Source organism: Pseudotabrizicola sp., from assembly GCF_030684215.1.
In the GTDB taxonomy this organism is placed as follows: Bacteria; Pseudomonadota; Alphaproteobacteria; order Rhodobacterales; family Rhodobacteraceae; genus Pseudotabrizicola.
This window is the reverse complement of sequence record NZ_JAUXOV010000017.1, coordinates 14,601-33,411: the sequence shown is the minus strand read 5'-3', so window position 1 is coordinate 33,411 and position 18,811 is coordinate 14,601. Positions and strand designations below refer to the sequence as shown.

The following is an 18,811-nucleotide window of genomic DNA, read 5'->3' as shown; positions in this document are numbered from 1 at the left end:
AACGCGGTTATTGCAGAACAGGGCAAGCCGGTTTGTCAGCCAATACGGTTCAAGGTTTTTTGCCCTTTGATCCGCCTTGGTGCAGGTGTTCTTGCAAGACCGTCAGGCCCGCATCTCACGCGCTGGCCGGTCATAGACATCATCAACGCGCACAATATCGTCTTCACCCAGATAATTGCCCATCTGCACTTCGATAATCTCGACCGGTGCATTGGTCAGATTTTCCAGCCTGTGAACAGCCCCTTTGGGAATCATCACAACACTGCCGGGCTGTACCGTGGCCACCTCTTCGTTAACGGTGATAGTGGCGGTTCCTTCGATCACAACCCAACGCTCGGCGCGGTGGTGATGATACTGCAGAGACAACCGGCCGTTTGGGCTGACACGAATGCGTTTGACCTGATGTGTTGCGCCGCGATCAAGGCTCCAGAAAGCACCCCAGGGACGTTCTTCATAAAGGGGCGCATTGTCGGGCACAGCAGAAACGGCTGAAGAGATATTGGTGTGAATCGACATAGAGTTCTCCGATTGTTTTGGGGCTTCAGATACTGACGCTTGAGGATCGGCAAACATGGAGCCGGTGCTTTTGGTCAGACCATTTTGCCTGAATGTGGGCCGCAAAGCGCTTGCGCTCCAGTATGGGCCGTTGGCGCAACAGGCGGGCACCGCTGCGCGCCGGGGCGTCGCGCTATCACGGGCAGATATGCAGCATACCCGAACGGGTACTGGCGACTTTGGGGCCGAGCAGGTCCATAGCAAGGCGGGCAAGTCGCCGATTGCCCGAACAACGTAAGGGTTGAGTGCGCTTCATCGGAACCGCAGGGCGGGGCTCGGTTGACATATGGCTGGCAACCGGTCCCGCCAGACCTGATCGCGCAGCCCTCTAAGCGATGTGCATCCGGCAGGGTCTGCAAAAGGTGCTGCAAAGTCTGCAAGGCTATCAGAAAGCAACGATGGTCGTGACCGTGGCGTGGTCACGCTAAGCGGCAAGGCGCCCCGCCTGTCGAAAAGCTCAATTGTTCGCGGTCAGCGGGTCGATGATTTGCGACACTTTGGTGATCCGCGAAAATGGAATCCCGCTGAGTTCGGCATGTTTGCGGATCGAGGCATCGCCGTCAGCAAGATAGATGCAGAAGGTCTTGTCGCCAGCCACATAGCTGTGCTGCCACTGGATGGCAGGGCCGATGGTGCTGAGCGCCTGATTGGATGCCCGCACCGCACAGCAAAGCTAAGTGACGGAGAATTTGCCGACACCGGGGAGGTCATGCTCGATCATGTCGCGTTTCAGACTTGTCATCTCAGGTGCTCCCATTTGATATTGAGCATGCGGGTTAGGCTTGCGCCCCCAAGGCTCATAACCAAATTTTCTTTCGCGTGATGAAGGTTGCTTTGGCAGGTGGCACGATCCGGCCAAAAATGCAGAGGTTCTGTGAGTGGCCGCGAAGTCAGGCGCGGCTGACCCGCCAAAGTCTTCTGCACGCCGTGGTCTAGCCACCAACCGGCAATTGGCAGCACAACCCAACCTTGGGCAAATGCAGGAGTCGCTGTAAATGCGAGAATGGAATCGGGAACTGCTCAGAACCCATGGCGGCGCAGTTCGGCCATGATAAGCGATCTTAAGGCGGTATCTTTGGTCGGGAAGGCTGCTGTGTAATGCGCGGTCGTTGCAGCAGCCTTGCGCCGCCGCACCTCTCGCCGCCATTGTGCAGCCTGATCGTGGTTCCCGGCCAGAGAGTTGGCCGCAAGCGCTATCATCGTGATCAGGCAATGCGCGTGGTGTACTCGCGGCCCTGTCCCCCAGCAGGCGGCAGATTGGTAGTCGCCGGTTTGCACCAGCATCTGCGCCCGGACTTCGTGAAACCCGTAAAACAGCAGACCCAGCGGGCTAAGCTGCATGGCGATATCCAGCCCGGCCTTTGTTGTCGAAGCATTCCCGACCAGCATCGAGGTGACGGCCGAAGAATAGAACCCCTGCGCATATTGCGGGTTCAGCGTGGTGGCCCAGTCAAGCCAGACGACTGTAGCATCTAGGTCTTGCGTTAGACAGAAGGAACGCCCAATGGTGAAATTCGCGAACGGGTACAGCGGGTCCAGTTCCAGTCCGCGCTCGGCATGGCGTCGCGCGGCCTCTGGAATATTTGGGCCAAGCTGAAGGAAAGCCTCGACAAAGCTGGTGAACGACAGCCCGGCATGGGCGTGGACGAGTTGTGGGTCCAGCGCGTCACTGCCCGTTCAAAACAGCCCTTGGCGCGCAAGTTGTCTTCAGCGGTAAAACGATAAGGATGCTGCAGCCCTAAATGGTAGTTCGCCCAGGTATCCAGCGTTTCGATCCCGGCCATCTGGGCGACCCGCGCCTCATTCAGCGGAATATAGACCTCAAGTGCGGTGACAAGGTGCGTGACGATCTGGCTGCGCAGATCGTCGATGTTGTCGAAAGGGGCTGTCAGCTGATATCGCTTCGTTCGTGCAACTGTCAGAAAGTTCAAGCGGGACAGCCAGGGTGTGATTGCGCGCCTCGATAATGCCGATCAGGACATAGGGAGCGCCCAAGGCGGTTGCGACAAGATAAATGTTTGGCTCGGCCTGCCGGAACCGGAAAGACGATCCGCCTGCGATCACCGCCAGCCATCGCATGCACGACAGCGCTTGTGTGATCTCACAACGGATTGCCTCTGCCAGCATGGCAAGTTCGGGGGCCATGGCAAGTGGGCGAAACGGAGGGTGGCAATCGAGAGCCTGCCAGTCAGTGGACCTTTCGGTTGGGAAATCTCTCGTAAGAAAGCATGCGCGGGGGGCATCTCCACGACATCTGCGACGAAGCGAAATCACCGGTCATGAATGGTCCCGATGATCGTATGTGCCTCGCCATCGTCGTCAACTTCGCGTCGCGCTGACCTGATGCAGCTTGAAATGCTGGCATCCGAAATCGCCCTACCTTGAATTGGCCGAGAAGCACAGCTGGCTTCTGGTCTGCCAGTTTGAGACCTCTGCCAATGCCGACATTCATGAGGCGACCACCGCTCGTGAGATCATCGGTGACTTTGCCGATGAGAGGTTGGACTTTTTGGTGACCGGCTATGGGACCGGTGGCAAGGCGACAGGACCTGCACCGGCTTTGTTCCAGTTTTTTTGAGAGCCATACTCGCCATCAAGGAGACCGGCTATGGCAGCGATACACAGCAACGAATTCAAGCGGGATGCGGTTCGCATTGCGCTCACCAGTGGCCTGACACGGCATCAGGTTGCGTCTAATTTGAGGGTTGGGCATTCGACCCTTGGCAAATGGGTTCGGGCATTTTCCGAAGAATCCAAAGTGCCTGCACATGATGCTGAGCTTCTGCGCGAGAACGAACGACTTCGCAAAGAGAGCCGCATTCTCCGGTTTTGAGCCGCGCAAGGAAACAGGCCGGGGGACTGATTTTCCGGCGAATGGAGGGAGGTTCAAAAGAAAACTGCGATGTTCTGCGCATCTCAAAAGCCGTAACGTTTCAAGATATTGCCGAGTATCGCGGCACCCTGACCCGTGGCCATCTGTGCCACCTGATGGGTGTTTCGGAGCGCGGGCTCCGTGCCTTGACGCACCGCCCCCCGTCGTATCGTCAGCGGCGTGACATGGTGTTCCTGGCCGATATCTGCGATAAGCACCGGTTAAGCTTGGGCAGCTATGGCAGACCACGGATGACCGAGGAGCTGAACGAGCAGGGCATCCGCGTCGGACAGCCATTGCCCGGCAGCGGTTTGCAGGCAAACCGCGAGAGGGGCCGGGTTGGTCGTGTTCATCGGGAAAACAGTCCCCCGGACTGATTTCTGATCCTCCTCATTGCGCCAGAACGGCATCCGGGTCATCCGCAGCCGGAAGTTCAAGCGCACCACCGACAGTGACCACGCCTTCAACATTGCGCCGAATCCCTTGCGGCAGGACTTCGCCGCGCCCGTGCCAGCATCTGCCAATGTCTGGAGCCTGCACGGGCTGTACGAATGCCTTCACAGATGCGGGAAAATTGTCTAGCGGCGGCATTCAGACTTCAACTGGATCAAGCTGTCGCAAGGGCAGAGGTGCCAATCCGCTCGTCTTGCTACTGCCGTTCAAAGAAGAACGTCGTATAGGATGGCGATGTGTAGGGCGTTCAGGCCTTTGCTCCGGTCGTTGAAGGCCTGCATCGCCGCTGGCCAAAGGCCGTCTGATCAGGGCCGGGTTAATCCGTAGACCGATGCTGTTCTGGTTGGCTGCGCTGTTGGTCACTCGACCGTGCCCTGTCTGTGCGCGCCATCAGGCTTGGTCCGCTGCCAAGGTCCGCAAGGATCGGACAATCGGGCCGGTGATCGCCGCAGCAGGCGTCAGCAAGGTTCTGGAGGGTCTCCTTCATAGCCTGCATCTCGGCGATCTTGCGCTCCAGCCCGTCGATCTGTTCCTGCGCCAGACGCTTGACGTCGGCGCTGTGGCGGGATCGGTCGCGCCATAGCGCCAGCAGTTCCTGAATTTTCTCGACCGGAAACCCCAGATCCCGCGACCGGCGGATGAAGCGCAGCATCTGCACCTCGGTGTCCGAATAGACACGATACCCCGCGCCGGTGCGTCCTGCCGCCGGGATCAAGCCCGTGGATTCGTAGTAGCGGATCATCTTGGCTGACACGCCCGAGGCGCGGGCCGCTTCACCGATGTTCATGGGCCAGTCTCCTTCAGGATTGCGCGGGGGAATAGCGCCGCAGCCGCAGCGCGTTGCCAAGGACAAAGACCGATGACAGCGCCATGGCCCCGGCAGCAAAGACCGGCGACAGCAGGATGCCAAAGGCGGGCCACAAGACACCCGCCGCCACAGGGATCAGCGCCGCGTTATAGGCAAAGGCCCAGAACAGGTTCTGCCGGATGTTGCGCATCGTGGCCTTGGACAGCGCGATGGCGTCAGACACTGCCGTCAGCCGCCCCGTCATCAGCACCACATCCGCCGCCTCAATCGCGATATCGGTGCCGGTGCCGACGGCCAGACCAACATCCGCCTCGGCCAGTGCCGGGGCATCGTTTATGCCGTCGCCGACATAGGCCAGCGGTCCCGGTGCCTTAAGCCGTTTTACCGCCAGCACCTTGCCGTCGGGCAGCACTTCTGCCACCACCTCGTCAATGCTCAGCTGGCGCGCGATGGCCTGCGCCGTGCGGGCGTTGTCGCCGGTGATCATCGCCACCTTCAGGCCAAGCGCATGCAGGGCGCGGATGGCTTGTGGTGTGGTTTCCTTGATTGGGTCCGCCACGGCAAGGATAGCAGCCAATTGGCCGTCCATAGCAGCATAAAGGGGCGACTTGCCCTCATCCGCCAGTCGGGCCGCGACCTCGGCAAAGGGGGCCACATCAAGACCCAGCTTGGTCATATAGCGGTCAGCGCCGATTTCGACCCGGCTTTCGCCCGCCTGCGCCTCGACGCCATAGCCGGTCAGCGAGGCGAACCCGGTCACCTCTGGCAGCGTCAGGCCCTCCTCGACCGCCGCTGCAACGATGGCGCGCGCAATCGGGTGTTCGGACTTTGCCTCTGCCGCCGCAACGGCGGCCAGCACAAGCGCGCGGTCAAAGCCGGCGGCAAGGTGCAAGTCGGTCAGGCGGGGCTTTCCTTCGGTCAGCGTGCCGGTCTTGTCAAAGGCCACAACCCGCACGTCCTGCAAAGCCTGCAAGGCCTCACCCTTGCGAAACAGCACCCCCAGTTCCGCCCCCCGCCCGGTGCCGACCATGATCGAGGTCGGGGTGGCCAGACCCATGGCACAGGGGCAGGCGATGATCAGAACCGCCACCGCATTCACAAGGCCAAAGGTCAGCGCCGGGTCAGGGCCAAAGATCAGCCAGACGGCAAAGGTCAGCGCGGCCAGCGCCATCACGGCGGGCACGAACCATAGTGTGATCTGGTCCACCAGCGTCTGGATAGGCAGCTTGCCGCCCTGCGCCGCCTCGACCATGCGGATGATCTGCGCCAGCATTGTGGCCTCGCCTACCGCCGTGGCGCGGAAGGTGAAGGCGCCGGTTTGGTTGACCGTGCCGCCGGTGACCGCGCTGCCGGTGGTCTTTTCAACCGGCAGGGGTTCACCCGAGATCATGCTTTCGTCGATCCAGCTGGTCCCTTGCGTTACTGCTCCATCTACGGGAACCCGCTCGCCGGGGCGGACCTCGACAAGGTCGCCGGGCCGCACCTCGGCTATCGGCAGATCAACGACGGTGCCCTTGCGGATCACGCGGGCGGTCTTGGCCTGCAAACCCACCAGCCGCTTGATCGCTTCGGACGTGCGGCCCTTGGCGCGGCTTTCCAGATATCGTCCCAGCAGGATGAGTGTCACGATCACCGCTGCAGCTTCGTAGTACACGTTCACCGTGCCTGCGGGCAGCAGGCCGGGGGCAAAGGTCGCGACCAGCGAATAACCGTATGCCGCCGATGTGCCAACGGCCACAAGGCTGTTCATGTCAGGCGCAAGCCGGGCAAGCGCGGGAAAGCCCTTGGCGTAGAACCGACGGCCGGGACCAATCAGCACCGCCGTGGTCAGCAAGAATTGCAGATACCAGCTGTTCTGCATGCCGATGGTGTTCATCACCGCCATATGCATCCACATGAACAGATGCGACCCCATCTCCAGCACAAAGACCGGCAGCGACAGCACAGCCGCAATCGACAGATCGCGCTTGAGAGAGGTTTCCTCGACGGCTTTACGGGACGCGGTTTCATCTGACACGGCCGATATCGCAGGATGCGCGTCATACCCAGCGTCGGCGATGGCGCGGATCAGCTTGGCCACATCGGCCTGTCCCGTCACATGCGCGCGCTCGGTCGCAAGGTTGACTGTGGCTTCTGTTACGCCCGGCACGGATTTCAGCGCCCGTTCCACCCGCGCGACACAGGACGCACAGGTCATCCCCTCAATCTCCAGATCGATCGGAGGAGAGGCAACATCATAGCCGACATCCTCGACCGCCTTCACCAGCGCCGCTCGGTCCAGATCATGGCCCAGGATCTCTGCGCGTTCGGTCGCAAGGTTGACAGACGCAGCATCAACCCCCGGCAGCGCGTTCAAAGCTCGCTCCACCCGCCCGACGCAGGACGCACAGGTCATGCCCTCGATATCAAGGACGACCCTTGATGGCAGGTCGGGCTGCATGGTTTTAGGGTTGCTGTTCATGGCGGACCACCTTTTCGACTCTGTTCCGCTTATGCAGATAGGCCTTCCTATCATGGTAAGGTCAAGGGGTTTGGCAAAAAAGCCAGTTTCACAGTCTTGTGCTCTTGACCTTACAACCGTTGGAAGCCCTATTTGGGATGGCATGAGACGAAATCTCGAAGGAGTTACTCATGCAGTTCCATATCGAAGCCATGACCTGCGGCGGATGCGCGCGCAGTGTCACCAAGGCGATCCAATCCGTCGATCCGGCGGCCGAAGTGAAAGCCGACCCCGCGACCCACAAGGTTGACGTGACAACGACCGCCCCGCGTGAGCGGCTGGCCGCCGTGCTGGCGGATGCCGGCTTTGCGCCTGCGTAACTGATAATCAAGAAAAGGAAGATGTTGATGAAAAAGCAAAACATCGCGCTGGCCGCTGGCGCAATTGCAATTGTGGCCGGGCTGGCACTCGCCCAGACCACGATGGAGGGTATGGATCATTCTGCCATGGGCCACTCTGGCATGGCCGGAATGGAGGGCATGGGCATGATGAACCACGCCGTCGCAATCCCACCCGAGTTGGCCGACAACCCTGCCGTTCAGGCCTATGCGGCGGCAATGGAGGTCATGATGACGGATATGATGATCCCCTACACCGGTGACGCCGATGTTGACTTTGTCAAAGGCATGATCCCGCACCACGAGGCAGCGGTGGCGATGGCCAAGGTACAGTTGGAATTTGGCACAGACCCCGAAATCCGCGCGCTGTCCGAAGCCGTCATCGCCGCACAGGAAACCGAGATTGCACAGATGAATGCCTGGCTCGCTGCGCGCGGCCTCTGAAGGCAATCGGCACGGGCAGGTGTGCGTTCACCTGCCCGGTCCAATCCGGCAATTGTTGCCGACAGACCGTATCAGGCAGCGTCATACCGTGAGAAGGTCGAGCCAACACCATCCCGTGCGATGAGTATGACGTCATACGCCTCTCGCTCGGATTCCGGGCCCATTCCGGGAGAGCCATAGGGCATCCCGGGCACCGTCAGCCCGATGGCATCCGGGGCTTCCTCCAGCAGTCTGCGGATATCGGCGGCAGGCACATGCCCCTCAATCGTGTATCCGCCGATCGTCGCAGTATGGCAGGACACAAGCGCGTCAGGGATACCTTGCTGCCGTTTGAACGCCGCAAGATCTTCAATGCTCCGCTCTTCAAAGCTGACAGCAAATCCGTTGTCACGAAGGTGACCGATCCAGGCATTGCAGCACGGGCACCCCGGATCTTTGACAACATGAATTGACAGATCACGCTGACTAAAAACAGGCGAGGCCACGGCAAGCGCTGCAATGGCAAACAGGAACGTCCTTCGGGTTGGCTGGGTCACGGGCATCACTCCACTTATTGCAGGTATATAGCATCGAGATGTGACTGTGCACTCAACAATTCGGGAGGTGATACCAATGCTCCGGTGTGAAACCTTAGGTCACGGTCTGGCCTTCTTGGCGCATCCTTCTGGCTGAAACATGGTCACGCTTCAACGTGCCCAAATTAAATGATAAGAATTTACTAGAGTGGTGCAAAAAATGCATCACTTCTTTTGTTGGATGCGGGCGTGGGGGCACGATGAAGCACTTGCAGGATTTCGCCTATATCGAAGCGGTGATGCAGGCCGGGTCGATCCGCAAAGCAGCAGATGACATGAATATCACCGCCTCGGCGCTGAACCGTCGTATCCAGCGGTTCGAGGAAGAGTTCGGTTCGGAGATATTCGAGCGCCTGCCGCGTGGCGTGCGGCTGAATCCGGCTGGCGAAATGCTGGTCCAGCACTTCCGTGCGCAGGTCTCAGATTTGCGTCGGGTGCAAAGCCAGGTGGCCGATCTGTCGGGTATAAGGCGGGGTCATGTGTCGGTGGCTTGTTCGCAGGCGTTGATCCCCTACTTCATGCCCGAACAGATTGCCCGCTACCGCGTAAGCCACCCCGGCGTTACGTTCTCGGTCAGCGTCCGCGACCGCGAGGCGGCCGAGCGGGATCTGAGCACCTTTCGAAGCGATCTTGCGCTTGTGTTCGAGCCGATCCTGTTGGTCGATTTCGAGGTGCTGATGTCGGCGCCACAAACGATTTGCGTTTTGATGCGCGACGATCACCCGCTGGCCGGGCAAAGTGTTCTGCGGTTGCGCGATTGCCTTGACCATCCGCATGTCGTGCCAACCCGGCAATATGGTGTACGTCATCTGCTTGATGTTGCCGCCGCGCGCGGAACACGGGCCATCGCGCCGGTGGTCGAGGCGGACTCGTTCGATTTCATGCGCCATTATGTAATCCACGAAAACGCCATCGCGTTCCAGATTCCGATCGGGCTTCGGCTGTGGCCCGACTCGGGCATGGTCGCGCTGCCCCTGTCGAGCCGGGACGTCCCGTCGGGCAATCTTCTGCTTGGCCAGATGCGGGGGCGCACCCTGCCGGTTGCATCGGCGCGGTTTGCGCAAAGTCTGCGGCTTGCTCTGGAAGCGATAGCCTGAGACCTCGCTGACCGCTGCATTTTATGCACCGCTCTTGCGAAAAAATAGCAGAAGTCAGAAGCGATAAATCACCTTACCTTTCAAGGCAGGAACAGATTCCTATGGCCGTAGCCGGTCAGACAGCCTCGACAGGAGCGAACTCAATGACTGATTTCTCAGCAATATCTCGCCGCAGATTCCTTGGGTCGTCGGCTGCGCTGGCTGGCGCGACTGCGATGGGCGGTGTGCTTGGTGCCGGGTCAGCGCTGGCGCAGACACCTTTGACCGTCGGCTTCATCTACGTTGGCCCAAAGGGCGATTTTGGCTATAATCAGGCGCATGCCGAAGGTGCGGCCGCGGTAAAGGCCATGCCGGGTGTAACCGTTCTGGAAGAAGAAAATGTGCCCGAATCTGTCGATGTTAAGAACACGATGGAATCGATGATCAACTTTGACAGTGCAACGCTTATCTTCCCGACGTCATTTGGCTATTTTAACCCTCACATCCTTGAACTTGCACCGAAATTTCCGAATGTGCGCTTTCAGCACGCAGGCGGTCTGTGGACGCCTGACAACCCGGCAAACATCGGTTCCTACTTTGGCTACATCGGCATGGGCCAGTACCTGAACGGGGTGGCGGCCGGTCATGCCAGCGTGACGAAAAAGATCGGCTTTGTCGCAGCAAAACCAATTCCGCAGGTGGTGAACAACATCAACTCCTTCCTGCTGGGCGCGCGGTCTGTGGATCCATCAATCACCTGTCAGGTGATCTTTACCGGTGAGTGGTCGTTGGCCGTGAAAGAGGCTGAGGCGACGAACGCGCTGTGCGATCAGGGCTGCGATGTCATCACCTGCCATGTGGACGGGCCAAAGGTGGTGTGTGAAACCGCCGCCGGACGCGGTGCCTTTGTGTGCGGCTATCACGCTGACCAGACGGCGCTGGCCGGTGACAAGTATCTGACCGGGGCCGAGTGGAACTGGGCCCGTGTCTATACTGGTATGATCGAAACCGTGCAAAGCGGCGGCACCATCGACAACTTTGTGCGCGGCGGTCTGGCCGAGAACTTCATCAAGATGAGCCCGCTTGGCCCGGCGGTGTCCGACGCCGGACGCGCGCAATTCGAAGCAACAAAGGCCGAGATCATGGCCGGTGGATTTGCCGCCTACAAAGGCCCGCTGAAGGACAACACCGGGGCCGAAGTTGTGCCCGCTGGTGGCAGCCTGATCGAAACCGATGTGGCAATCGAAAGCATCGGGTATCTGGTCGAAGGCGTCATCGGCTCAACGAGCTGACAGTGGCCAACGTGGAACAACCCGTAGCCCATCCGTCCGGGGCATCGACGATTTCGGTGCTGATGCCCCGGGCAGAGGGTCTGGTTATCCCGTTTGCGGCCTTGCTGGCGGGGTCATTGGCCTTCAGTCTGTTTCTTCTGCTGGTTGGAAAATCGCCGGTAACGTTCTTCGGGCTGGTGTGGATGGCCGGGTTCAGCACGGCATTTTCCTGGCAGAACACGCTTTCCCAGGTTGCGCCCCTGTTGTTCGCGGCCCTTTGCGTTGCCCTGCCCGCCCGTCTGGGTCTGGTCGTGATCGGAGGCGAGGGGGCAATCGTGCTTGGGGGTCTGGCCGCCGGGGTGGCGGGTACGCAGGCCACCGGTTGGCCGCCCGCAGCCGGGCTTGGCTTTATGGCCCTGTGCGCGATGGCTTTGGGCGTTGGTTGGATCGCTAGCATCGGAGCGCTTCGTATCAAGCGGGGGGTGAACGAGACCATTGCCTCGCTCCTCATGGCCTATATCGCGATCGCGCTGTTCAATCATCTGGTCGAAGGGCCATTCCGTGACCCGGCAAGCCTGAACAAACCCTCGACCCTGCCGCTGACCGAAGGCTTGCGCATCGGCGAAATGCCGTTGATCTCGGCGCATTGGGGCGTGTTGGTCGGCATCCTCGCCTGTATTGCCTGCTGGGTGCTGATCGAGCGGACGACCCTTGGTTTCGCCGCGCGCATCGCGGGCGACAATCTGCGTGCGGCGCAGGTTCAGGGTCTGCCTGTCGGGCGGCTGGTGGTCGGATTCACTGCGCTTGGCGGGGCCTTTGCCGGGCTGGCCGGGTTTTTTGAGGTTGCAGCGGTGCATGGGTCGGCCAATGGGTCGCTGATCGCGGGCTATGGCTATACCGGTATCCTTGTGGCCTTTCTTGCCCGCCACAACCCGCTGGCCATCATCCCGGTGGCGATCTTGCTGGGCGGGTTTGCCGCGTCCAGCGGCTTGATCCAGCGCCGGATGGACCTGCCGGATGCCACGATTCTGGTGTTTCAGGGTATGATCTTTGTGGCCATCCTGCTGTCGGAAACAGTCTATGGCCGATTCAAGATCTTCACCCCCGCCTATTGGGAGGTCCGCTGATGGACCCGGTCGATATTGGCCTTTGGGGTGTGCCGCTGGCCATCCTTGCCGGAGCGATCCGGGTCTCGACTCCGTTTCTGTTCGTCTCACTGGGCGAATGTCTGACGGAAAGGTCTGGTCGCATCAATCTGGGCCTTGAGGGCACGCTGATCTTTGGCGCGATGTCCGGCTATGCAGTGGCCTATGAAACGGGGTCGCCCTTTTTGGGTGTCGGTGCGGCGGCACTGGCCGGGGTGGTCTTTGGCTTGGTCCATGGCTGGATCTGCAAGTTCAAAGGCGTGAACGACATTGCCATCGGCATTGCGCTGATGCTGCTGGGCACCGGGCTCGCGTTCTTTTTTGGTAAGCCCTACATCCAGCCTGTCGCACCAAAGCTGCCATCAATTTCCCTTGGCGGCTGGTCGGATGTGCCGCAGGTGCAATCTGCCTTGCAGGTCAATGTGCTGTTCCTCGTGGGCGCTATCCTTGCGGTTTTTCTGTGGTGGATGTTCCGCTCTACCCGTGTCGGCCTTGTGATCCGCGTTGTTGGTGACAGCACCGACGCCGCCCGCGCCATGGGCCTGAACGCCGACCGCGTGCGCCTTTTGTCAACGGCGGCAGGCGGAGCTTTTGCCGGAGTCGCCGGGGCGTATCTGTCTCTCTACTATCCCGGCAGCTGGAATGAAGGGATTTCCTCTGGCCAGGGCCTGATGGCTGTGGCGCTGGTGATCTTTGCCCGCTGGAATCCGATCAACTGCTTTTGGGCGGCGCTGTTGTTTGGCGGGGCTGGCGCGCTTGGCCCGGCGCTGCAATCGGTGGGGGTGACCCAAGGCTATTATCTGTTCTTCGCCGCCCCCTATGTGCTGACGCTGGGGCTTTTGATCGCAACCTCATCGCCGGAGCGTGCCATGCAAGGCGCACCCGCCGAATTGAGCATCACGAAATAGGAGGTTCGGAATGAACGGGTTGGGTGGGCTGAACAAATCGGAAAATGGCGTGGTGATCGGCCTTGTGCAGTTGCAACTGCCGGTGGTTATCACCCCCGCCGACCTTGCCCGCCAGACTGCGCGGGTGGTGGAGCTGGTTGCCAAAGCACGGCGCAATCTGGGCACGATGGATCTGGTCGTGTTTCCCGAATACATGCTGCACGGCCTGTCGATGGACACCAATCCCGCCATCATGTGCCGGATGGACGGGCCCGAGGTTGCCGCCCTGATGCAAGCCTGCATCGACAATGCGATCTGGGGCTGCTTTTCGATCATGGAGCATAATCCCGGTGGCTATCCCTACAACACCGGCCTGATCATCGACGACAAGGGTAAGGTGCAGCTTTACTACCGCAAGATGCACCCTTGGGTTCCGGTTGAGCCGTGGGAGCCGGGCAATATCGGCATCCCTGTCTGCACCGGGCCAAAGGGAGCAAAGATTGGCCTGATCATCTGCCATGACGGCATGTTCCCCGAAATGTCGCGCGAAGCCGCCTATAAGGGTGCCGAGATCATGATCCGCACCGCAGGCTACACCGCGCCGATCCGTGACAGTTGGCGGTTCACCAACCAGTCCAACAGCTTTTGCAACCTGATGGTCACCGCCAATGTCTGCATGTGTGGGTCGGATGGCACTTTTGATTCCATGGGCGAAGGCATGATTGTCAACTTTGACGGCGCGGTCATCGCCCACGGCACCGCAGGCCGGGTGGATGAGATCATCACCGCCGAGGTCCGCCCCGACTTAGTGCGCGAGGCGCGCGCTGGCTGGGGGGTGGAAAACAACCCCTATCAGTTCGGGCATCGCGGCTATGTCGCGGTCAAGGGCGGCGCGCAAGATTGCCCCTATACCTACATGACCGACCTTGCCGCCAGAGCTTATCGGTTGCCGTGGGAAGACACCGTGCGCGTTACCGACGGCACCTCTTGCGGCTTTCCGGCCCCAACCCGAATGTTCGGGCAAACCACACAGGAGGCTGCCGAATGACCACGATTGCCAGCCAGCCCTATGCCTGGCCGTGGAATGGCGATCTGCGCCCCGAGAACACGGCGCTGATCATCATCGACATGCAGGCCGATTTTTGCGGTCCTGGCGGCTATGTCGATACGATGGGCTATGATCTTTCTCTGACCCGCGCGCCGATTGAACCGATCAAGGCAGTTCTGGTGGCGATGCGGGCCGGGGGTTACACCATAATCCACACCCGCGAAGGCCATCGGCCCGACCTGTCCGACCTGCCCGCGAACAAGCGTTGGCGGTCGCAACAGATTGGCGCTGGGATCGGCGACCCCGGCCCTTGTGGGCGCATTCTGATCCGGGGCGAGCCGGGGTGGGACATCATCCCCGACCTGTACCCCGCACCGGGCGAGATCATTATCGACAAGCCCGGCAAGGGGTCGTTTTGCGCCACCGATCTGGAAATGATCCTGCACACGCGCGGCGTCGCCAACATCATCCTTACCGGGATTACCACCGATGTCTGTGTGCACACCACAATGCGCGAGGCCAACGACCGGGGTTTTGAATGTGTGATCCTGTCGGACTGCTGCGGCGCTACCGACAAGGGCAACCATGATGCGGCGCTGAAGATGGTGCTGATGCAGGGCGGCGTGTTTGGTGCGGTGTCTGACAGCGCGTCGCTGATCGCGGTCTTGCCATGAGCCGGCGGTTCAAGACCCCCCAAGGAGCCTTCAGCGTCGAGGCGCTGGGCATGACCATGCGCTTTGGCGATTTCACAGCCCTTGATGACGTGTCGATCAAGATCGAGGCGGGCAGCTTTCATGCCCTTCTGGGCGAGAATGGTGCGGGCAAATCCACCATCGTCAAGGCGATCATGGGGTTCTACCGTGCGACAGCGGGCACCGTTCTTGTCGCCGACCGCGAGGTCGAGATGACCGACCCAAAGGTGGCACAAAGCTTGGGCCTTGGGATGGTTTACCAGCATTTTACGCTGGTCCCCTCGCTGACTGCGGCGGAGAATCTGGTGATCAGTCGCGCCGATGCGCCCGCCATCATCAACTGGAAAACTGAACGCGCCGCGCTTGAGGCGTTCCTCGCGCGGATGCCTTTTAGCGTGCCGTTGGACCAGCCTGTCAACCGACTGGCTGCCGGGGAAAAGCAAAAGCTTGAAATCCTCAAGCAGCTTTACCTTGGTCACCGCTTCCTGATCCTTGACGAGCCGACGTCGGTTCTGACCCCGGCTGAGGCGGACGAGGTGCTTGGCCATGTCCGCGCGCTGACCCGTGCAGGCGAGTTAACGGTTCTGATGATCACCCACAAGTTTCGCGAGGTGATGGCGTTTGCCGATGATCTGACTGTCCTGCGGCGTGGTAAAAGGGTTGGCGGCGGCAAGGTGGCCGACCTGACCCCGGCCGATATGGCCGCCATGATGATGGGAGAGGCTCCAACCCCGTCGAACCGCCAGCGCGCAACGGTGTCGGGAAAAGTTGTGCTGCAACTCGATGGCGTGCGGGCGATGGATCGCTCTGGTCTCAAGCCGATCGCGATCGACGGCGTTGCGTTGCGGGCAGGCGAAATTCTGGGCGTGGCAGGGGTATCGGGCAACGGACAGATGGAGCTGATGGAAATCCTGACCGGCCAGCGCCATCTGAGCTCTGGCAAGATCATCCTGAACGGCGCACCCTACACCGCCACCCGCGCGCAAGCCAAGCAACACAAGGTGCGGTATCTGCCGGAAGAGCCGATGCGCAACGCCTGCGCCCCGCGCATGAGCGTGGCCGAAAACCTTGCCTTTCGCAGCTTTGACGAAAATGGCGGGGAAAAGCCGGCCTTCTGGAAAGACAGCACCGCGATGGCCCGCAACGCCGACTCCCTGATTTCCGCTTTCAACGTCAAGACATCCAGCCCCAGCGCGCGGATCTCGTCGCTTTCGGGCGGGAATGTGCAGCGCGCGGTGCTGGCGCGGGAACTGACCGGAAATGTCGAGGTGTTGATCGTGTCGAACCCGTGTTTCGGGCTGGATTTCTCTGCGGTCGCCACCATCCGTGACCGTTTGGTCGAGGCGCGCAACCGGGGTGTGGCGATCTTGCTGATTAGCGAGGATCTGGATGAAATCATGGAGCTGTCAGATCGGATCATCGTGATGTCCGAAGGTCACATCGCGTTCGAGACCCCCATCGCCACTGCAAATGTCGCCGAAATCGGCCACTACATGGCGGGGCACGCCTGATGCCTGTAATTCACGCCCGCCCTTTCGATTTCACCTTTGACCGTGCCACCATCGGTCTTGTCGTCATCGACATGCAGCGCGATTTTGTCGAACCGGGGGGCTTTGGTGCCTCGCTTGGCAATGATGTCAGCCTGTTGCAGGCCATTATCCCGACCACGCGTCGCCTGATCGAGGGGTTTCGTCTTGCGGGCCTGCCGGTAATCCACACCCGCGAATGTCACCGTCCTGACTTGTCCGACCTGCCTCCTGCCAAGCGCGACCGGGGCAACCCCGCCTTGCGCATCGGTGATCCGGGCCCGATGGGCCGCATCCTGATTGCGGGGGAGCCCGGCGCTGACATCATCCCCGAACTGGCCCCCTTGCCCGGAGAGCTTGTCATCGACAAGCCCGGCAAAGGCGCGTTTTATGGCACAGATTTCGGACTGCATCTGCAACGGTTTGGCCTGCGCCAACTGGTTTTTGCGGGCGTCACCACAGAGGTCTGCGTGCAGACCACCATGCGCGAAGCCAATGATCGCGGTTACGATGGGTTGATCGCAACAGATGCCACAGAAAGCTACTTTGCCAATTTCAAGGCCAGCGCCATCGAGATGATCGTAGCACAAGGCGGCATCGTTGGCTGGGCCGCGCCCACCGCCACCATTCTGGAAGCCCTGCATGACTAAGCCCAAAAGCATTTCGCAACTGCTGCCGGATGGCTGGCAGGACATGGAGTTCATGCCTTTCCGCGAGGGTGTCGAGATATGCCATCTGTGGCAGGGCATCCCGGATGTGGCGCTGCTTCGCTATGCCCCCGGCGCATCTGTGCCGCGGCACCGGCATCTTGGGCTGGAAACCATACTGGTTCTGACGGGCACGCAAAGTGATGACACCGGCACCTTTGGCGAAGGTGATCTGGTGTTCAACCCCGCGGGGTCAGAGCATCGGGTCTGGTCAGTGCCCGGTTGTGTGGTGCTTATCCAATGGGAACGGCCGGTCGAATTTATCTGAATAGGTGCAATGTAGGAGGTGGAGCAGTCAGGGATCAATGATGAGAGGAGCGTCAACAAATGGAGCAACCTCCATCAGATTTCAAAGGCAGTCCGCCACGGGGGTTCAAGCTCGCACCAATCCAGCACCTGCGTGATCTGGAAAGCGGGTCATACTGGCCGCAGCTTCGCCCGTATTTTCAACGTCCTGAATTTCACCGTATCCGTTACACCATACTCGGGCAAACAGCACAGGCGGATGTGGGAACCGGCCCGGTTTCTCTGCGTGGCGCAAGCAAGGCAGGCGAACTTGACGTTGCCTTTGTTGCTGACCGGCTTGCAGCAAAGATGTTGATCGCTGGGCCGGGTTTGCCCGACTATTGTCTGACAATGGTGGGGCAGGGCAACCTTGTCTATTCGGGGGAAGGCTGTTCATCTGCCTCGGTCGATCCGACCTGCGGCTTGGTCTATCAGGGAAATCCTGGCACAACCTTGGCATCGGTCGGCTCTCAGGAACGACTGGCCATCTGGATCCCCGGTGAAAGCGTCGCGCAAAGACTTGCCGCTCTTATGGGTGCCCCTGCCCGTGGGGAGGTCAGATTTCAGCCAGTGTTCGACTGGTTGGCACCTAAGTCGGCCGCCCTGCGCCAACTCATCAAGCTTTTTATGAGCGAGCTTCAATCCCCCGCTCCATCCGTCTTGGGAAGCGAAGCCGCGAACCGGTCTTTTTCCGACCTGTTGATCTACGCGATGTTGCGGGCGCTGCCCAATAATTATTCTGACGAGATCGCCAGGCCTCGCGCTCTTGCAACGCCAGGAACCCTGCGACGGGCAGAGGCATATATGCGCGCGCATGTCGAAGAGCCGATTGCGCTGCATGAAGTGGCCCAAGCTGCAGGGTGCAGCGTGCGCAGTTTGCAAATGGCGTTTCGCAAGTTCAGAGAGACAACGCCGCTGTTGGCCATCCGTCAGTTCCGGCTTGAAGCAGCCAGAGAGGCGCTGCATTCGGGCAATGCGGGGACCACGATTACCGAGGTTGCGCTTCGGTTTGGTTTTGCCAATCCCGGTCGCTTCACGCGGTTCTACAAGGCGGCATTCGGTGAGTCGCCCACAGACGTGGCAGGCCGCCGCGTCTGATAGCCTGCGTGCGGTGTTTCGCGATCCGGCACAGGAAAAACGCTGCGCAAACCGTCCTGTCATTTCGTCTCCGGTCCAGACCGCCTGATGCGCCTGATGTAGCCTGATTGACGTTGGCCTGATTTATATCAGACGACAAAAACGGGACAGGGCGCATTGCCGCCACCCAGAAAGCCGCAGGGCGCGAACACCATGGGAGGATACACAGAATGATGACCAGGTTGATTTATCGTGGTTTTGAACATGACGGCATTGATCTGCGAGCGGTAAGTAGTCCGCAGGATTTGATCTATCGCGGCGTCCTTCACAGCGGTCTATCCGAGCAAAGCGGACATAGGCCGGCCAGCGTGCAGCTGCTGTATCGCGGCTACCTGCACAATGGCACCGGCAACGGCGCGATCTTGCCTGCCGCGAGAACTGACGGGCCGGTTCGTGCGGGTGCATTTCTTACAAACGAGGCAGTCGCAGTGTAACTGCGCTGGCCTGTCACGGGGCTTTCCTGAACTGTGCAGCGGCGTTGGCCACGCTTAA

General features: G+C 60.3%; 20 protein-coding genes and 2 pseudogenes. 15 read left to right on the top strand and 7 right to left on the bottom strand.

Annotation, left to right across the window (positions count from 1 at the left end; all coding sequences use genetic code 11):
- Positions 1-102: 102 nt before the first annotated feature.
- The 4 genes from Q8K08_RS01710 to Q8K08_RS01695 all read right to left on the bottom strand — a co-directional run bounded on the left by Q8K08_RS01710 (position 103) and on the right by Q8K08_RS01695 (position 2,486).
- On the bottom strand, positions 103-573 hold the full coding sequence (locus tag Q8K08_RS01710; protein WP_304801918.1) for a phosphomannose isomerase type II C-terminal cupin domain: 471 nt from the start codon (positions 571-573) through the stop codon (positions 103-105).
- Positions 574-1,012: 439 nt separating this feature from the next.
- Positions 1,013-1,216, bottom strand: coding sequence for a nickel-binding protein (locus Q8K08_RS01705; RefSeq protein WP_304801920.1), 204 nt, complete (start codon positions 1,214-1,216; stop codon positions 1,013-1,015).
- A gap of 359 nt (positions 1,217-1,575) precedes the next feature.
- Positions 1,576-1,944: a hypothetical protein gene (locus Q8K08_RS01700; protein ID WP_304801922.1), complete on the bottom strand. Its 369-nt coding sequence runs from the start codon at positions 1,942-1,944 to the stop codon at positions 1,576-1,578.
- 95 nt (positions 1,945-2,039) lie between these two features.
- Entirely contained in the window at positions 2,040-2,486 is a 447-nt protein-coding gene (locus tag Q8K08_RS01695) for a hypothetical protein (RefSeq protein ID WP_305249002.1), read from the bottom strand.
- Between the two features lie 452 nt (positions 2,487-2,938).
- Between Q8K08_RS01695 and Q8K08_RS01690 the strand changes: the two are divergent.
- Positions 2,939-3,118 (top strand): annotated as a pseudogene (locus tag Q8K08_RS01690) (cysteine synthase); the annotation flags it as partial.
- Positions 3,119-3,163: 45 nt separating this feature from the next.
- Positions 3,164-3,940, top strand: a pseudogene (locus Q8K08_RS01685) (transposase); the annotation flags it as partial.
- Between the two features lie 256 nt (positions 3,941-4,196).
- Here the strand turns inward: Q8K08_RS01685 and cueR are convergent.
- Together cueR and Q8K08_RS01675 are read right to left on the bottom strand one after the other, a co-directional pair.
- Positions 4,197-4,667: a Cu(I)-responsive transcriptional regulator gene (gene cueR / locus Q8K08_RS01680; protein WP_305249001.1), complete on the bottom strand. Its 471-nt coding sequence runs from the start codon at positions 4,665-4,667 to the stop codon at positions 4,197-4,199.
- A gap of 13 nt (positions 4,668-4,680) precedes the next feature.
- Positions 4,681-7,149, bottom strand: coding sequence for a heavy metal translocating P-type ATPase (locus Q8K08_RS01675; protein ID WP_305249000.1), 2,469 nt, complete (start codon positions 7,147-7,149; stop codon positions 4,681-4,683).
- A 170-nt stretch (positions 7,150-7,319) separates the two neighbouring features.
- Between Q8K08_RS01675 and Q8K08_RS01670 the strand changes: the two genes are divergently transcribed.
- Positions 7,320-7,508 (top strand): heavy-metal-associated domain-containing protein, encoded by a 189-nt coding sequence (locus tag Q8K08_RS01670; RefSeq protein WP_304801661.1) that lies wholly within the window; start codon positions 7,320-7,322, stop codon positions 7,506-7,508.
- Positions 7,509-7,535: 27 nt separating this feature from the next.
- Positions 7,536-7,970, top strand: a complete 435-nt coding sequence (locus Q8K08_RS01665; RefSeq protein WP_304801663.1) for a DUF305 domain-containing protein — start codon at positions 7,536-7,538, stop codon at positions 7,968-7,970.
- Between the two features lie 71 nt (positions 7,971-8,041).
- On the opposite strand, the gene Q8K08_RS01660 is transcribed toward Q8K08_RS01665, so the two are convergent.
- A complete protein-coding gene (locus Q8K08_RS01660) occupies positions 8,042-8,512 on the bottom strand; it encodes a DUF411 domain-containing protein (protein WP_305248999.1) in 471 nt (156 codons plus the stop codon).
- A 233-nt stretch (positions 8,513-8,745) separates the two neighbouring features.
- Between Q8K08_RS01660 and Q8K08_RS01655 the strand changes: the two genes are divergently transcribed.
- The 11 genes from Q8K08_RS01655 to Q8K08_RS01605 all read left to right on the top strand — a co-directional run bounded on the left by Q8K08_RS01655 (position 8,746) and on the right by Q8K08_RS01605 (position 18,753).
- The gene (locus tag Q8K08_RS01655) at positions 8,746-9,642 is read left to right on the top strand and encodes a LysR family transcriptional regulator (protein ID WP_304801667.1); all 897 of its coding nucleotides are present in this window, start codon (positions 8,746-8,748) and stop codon (positions 9,640-9,642) included.
- A 143-nt stretch (positions 9,643-9,785) separates the two neighbouring features.
- Positions 9,786-10,913: a BMP family ABC transporter substrate-binding protein gene (locus tag Q8K08_RS01650; RefSeq protein WP_305248998.1), complete on the top strand. Its 1,128-nt coding sequence runs from the start codon at positions 9,786-9,788 to the stop codon at positions 10,911-10,913.
- An 11-nt stretch (positions 10,914-10,924) separates the two neighbouring features.
- Positions 10,925-12,019, top strand: coding sequence for an ABC transporter permease (locus tag Q8K08_RS01645; protein WP_305248997.1), 1,095 nt, complete (start codon positions 10,925-10,927; stop codon positions 12,017-12,019).
- A complete protein-coding gene (locus Q8K08_RS01640; protein WP_305248996.1) occupies positions 12,019-12,945 on the top strand; it encodes an ABC transporter permease in 927 nt (308 codons plus the stop codon). Before Q8K08_RS01645 ends, Q8K08_RS01640 begins: the two co-directional genes overlap by 1 nt.
- Positions 12,946-12,955: 10 nt before the next feature.
- On the top strand, positions 12,956-13,972 hold the full coding sequence (locus Q8K08_RS01635; protein ID WP_304798583.1) for a formamidase: 1,017 nt from the start codon (positions 12,956-12,958) through the stop codon (positions 13,970-13,972).
- Positions 13,969-14,646: a cysteine hydrolase family protein gene (locus Q8K08_RS01630; RefSeq protein WP_304798580.1), complete on the top strand. Its 678-nt coding sequence runs from the start codon at positions 13,969-13,971 to the stop codon at positions 14,644-14,646. The genes Q8K08_RS01635 and Q8K08_RS01630 overlap by 4 nt, the downstream gene beginning before the upstream one ends.
- Positions 14,643-16,175, top strand: a complete 1,533-nt coding sequence (locus Q8K08_RS01625) for an ABC transporter ATP-binding protein (RefSeq protein WP_305248995.1) — start codon at positions 14,643-14,645, stop codon at positions 16,173-16,175. The genes Q8K08_RS01630 and Q8K08_RS01625 overlap by 4 nt, the downstream gene beginning before the upstream one ends.
- Complete coding sequence (locus Q8K08_RS01620; RefSeq protein WP_304798574.1) at positions 16,175-16,840, top strand: cysteine hydrolase family protein; 666 nt, start codon at positions 16,175-16,177, stop codon at positions 16,838-16,840. The genes Q8K08_RS01625 and Q8K08_RS01620 overlap by 1 nt, the downstream gene beginning before the upstream one ends.
- Entirely contained in the window at positions 16,833-17,165 is a 333-nt protein-coding gene (locus Q8K08_RS01615; RefSeq protein WP_304798571.1) for a cupin domain-containing protein, read from the top strand. The genes Q8K08_RS01620 and Q8K08_RS01615 overlap by 8 nt, the downstream gene beginning before the upstream one ends.
- Positions 17,166-17,224: 59 nt before the next feature.
- Positions 17,225-18,280 carry an AraC family transcriptional regulator gene (locus tag Q8K08_RS01610; protein ID WP_305248994.1) on the top strand — a complete coding sequence of 352 codons (1,056 nt, stop codon included), beginning with the start codon at positions 17,225-17,227 and terminating at the stop codon, positions 18,278-18,280.
- Positions 18,281-18,489: 209 nt separating this feature from the next.
- On the top strand, positions 18,490-18,753 hold the full coding sequence (locus tag Q8K08_RS01605) for a hypothetical protein (RefSeq protein ID WP_305248993.1): 264 nt from the start codon (positions 18,490-18,492) through the stop codon (positions 18,751-18,753).
- The last annotated feature ends 58 nt before the right edge of the window (positions 18,754-18,811 follow it).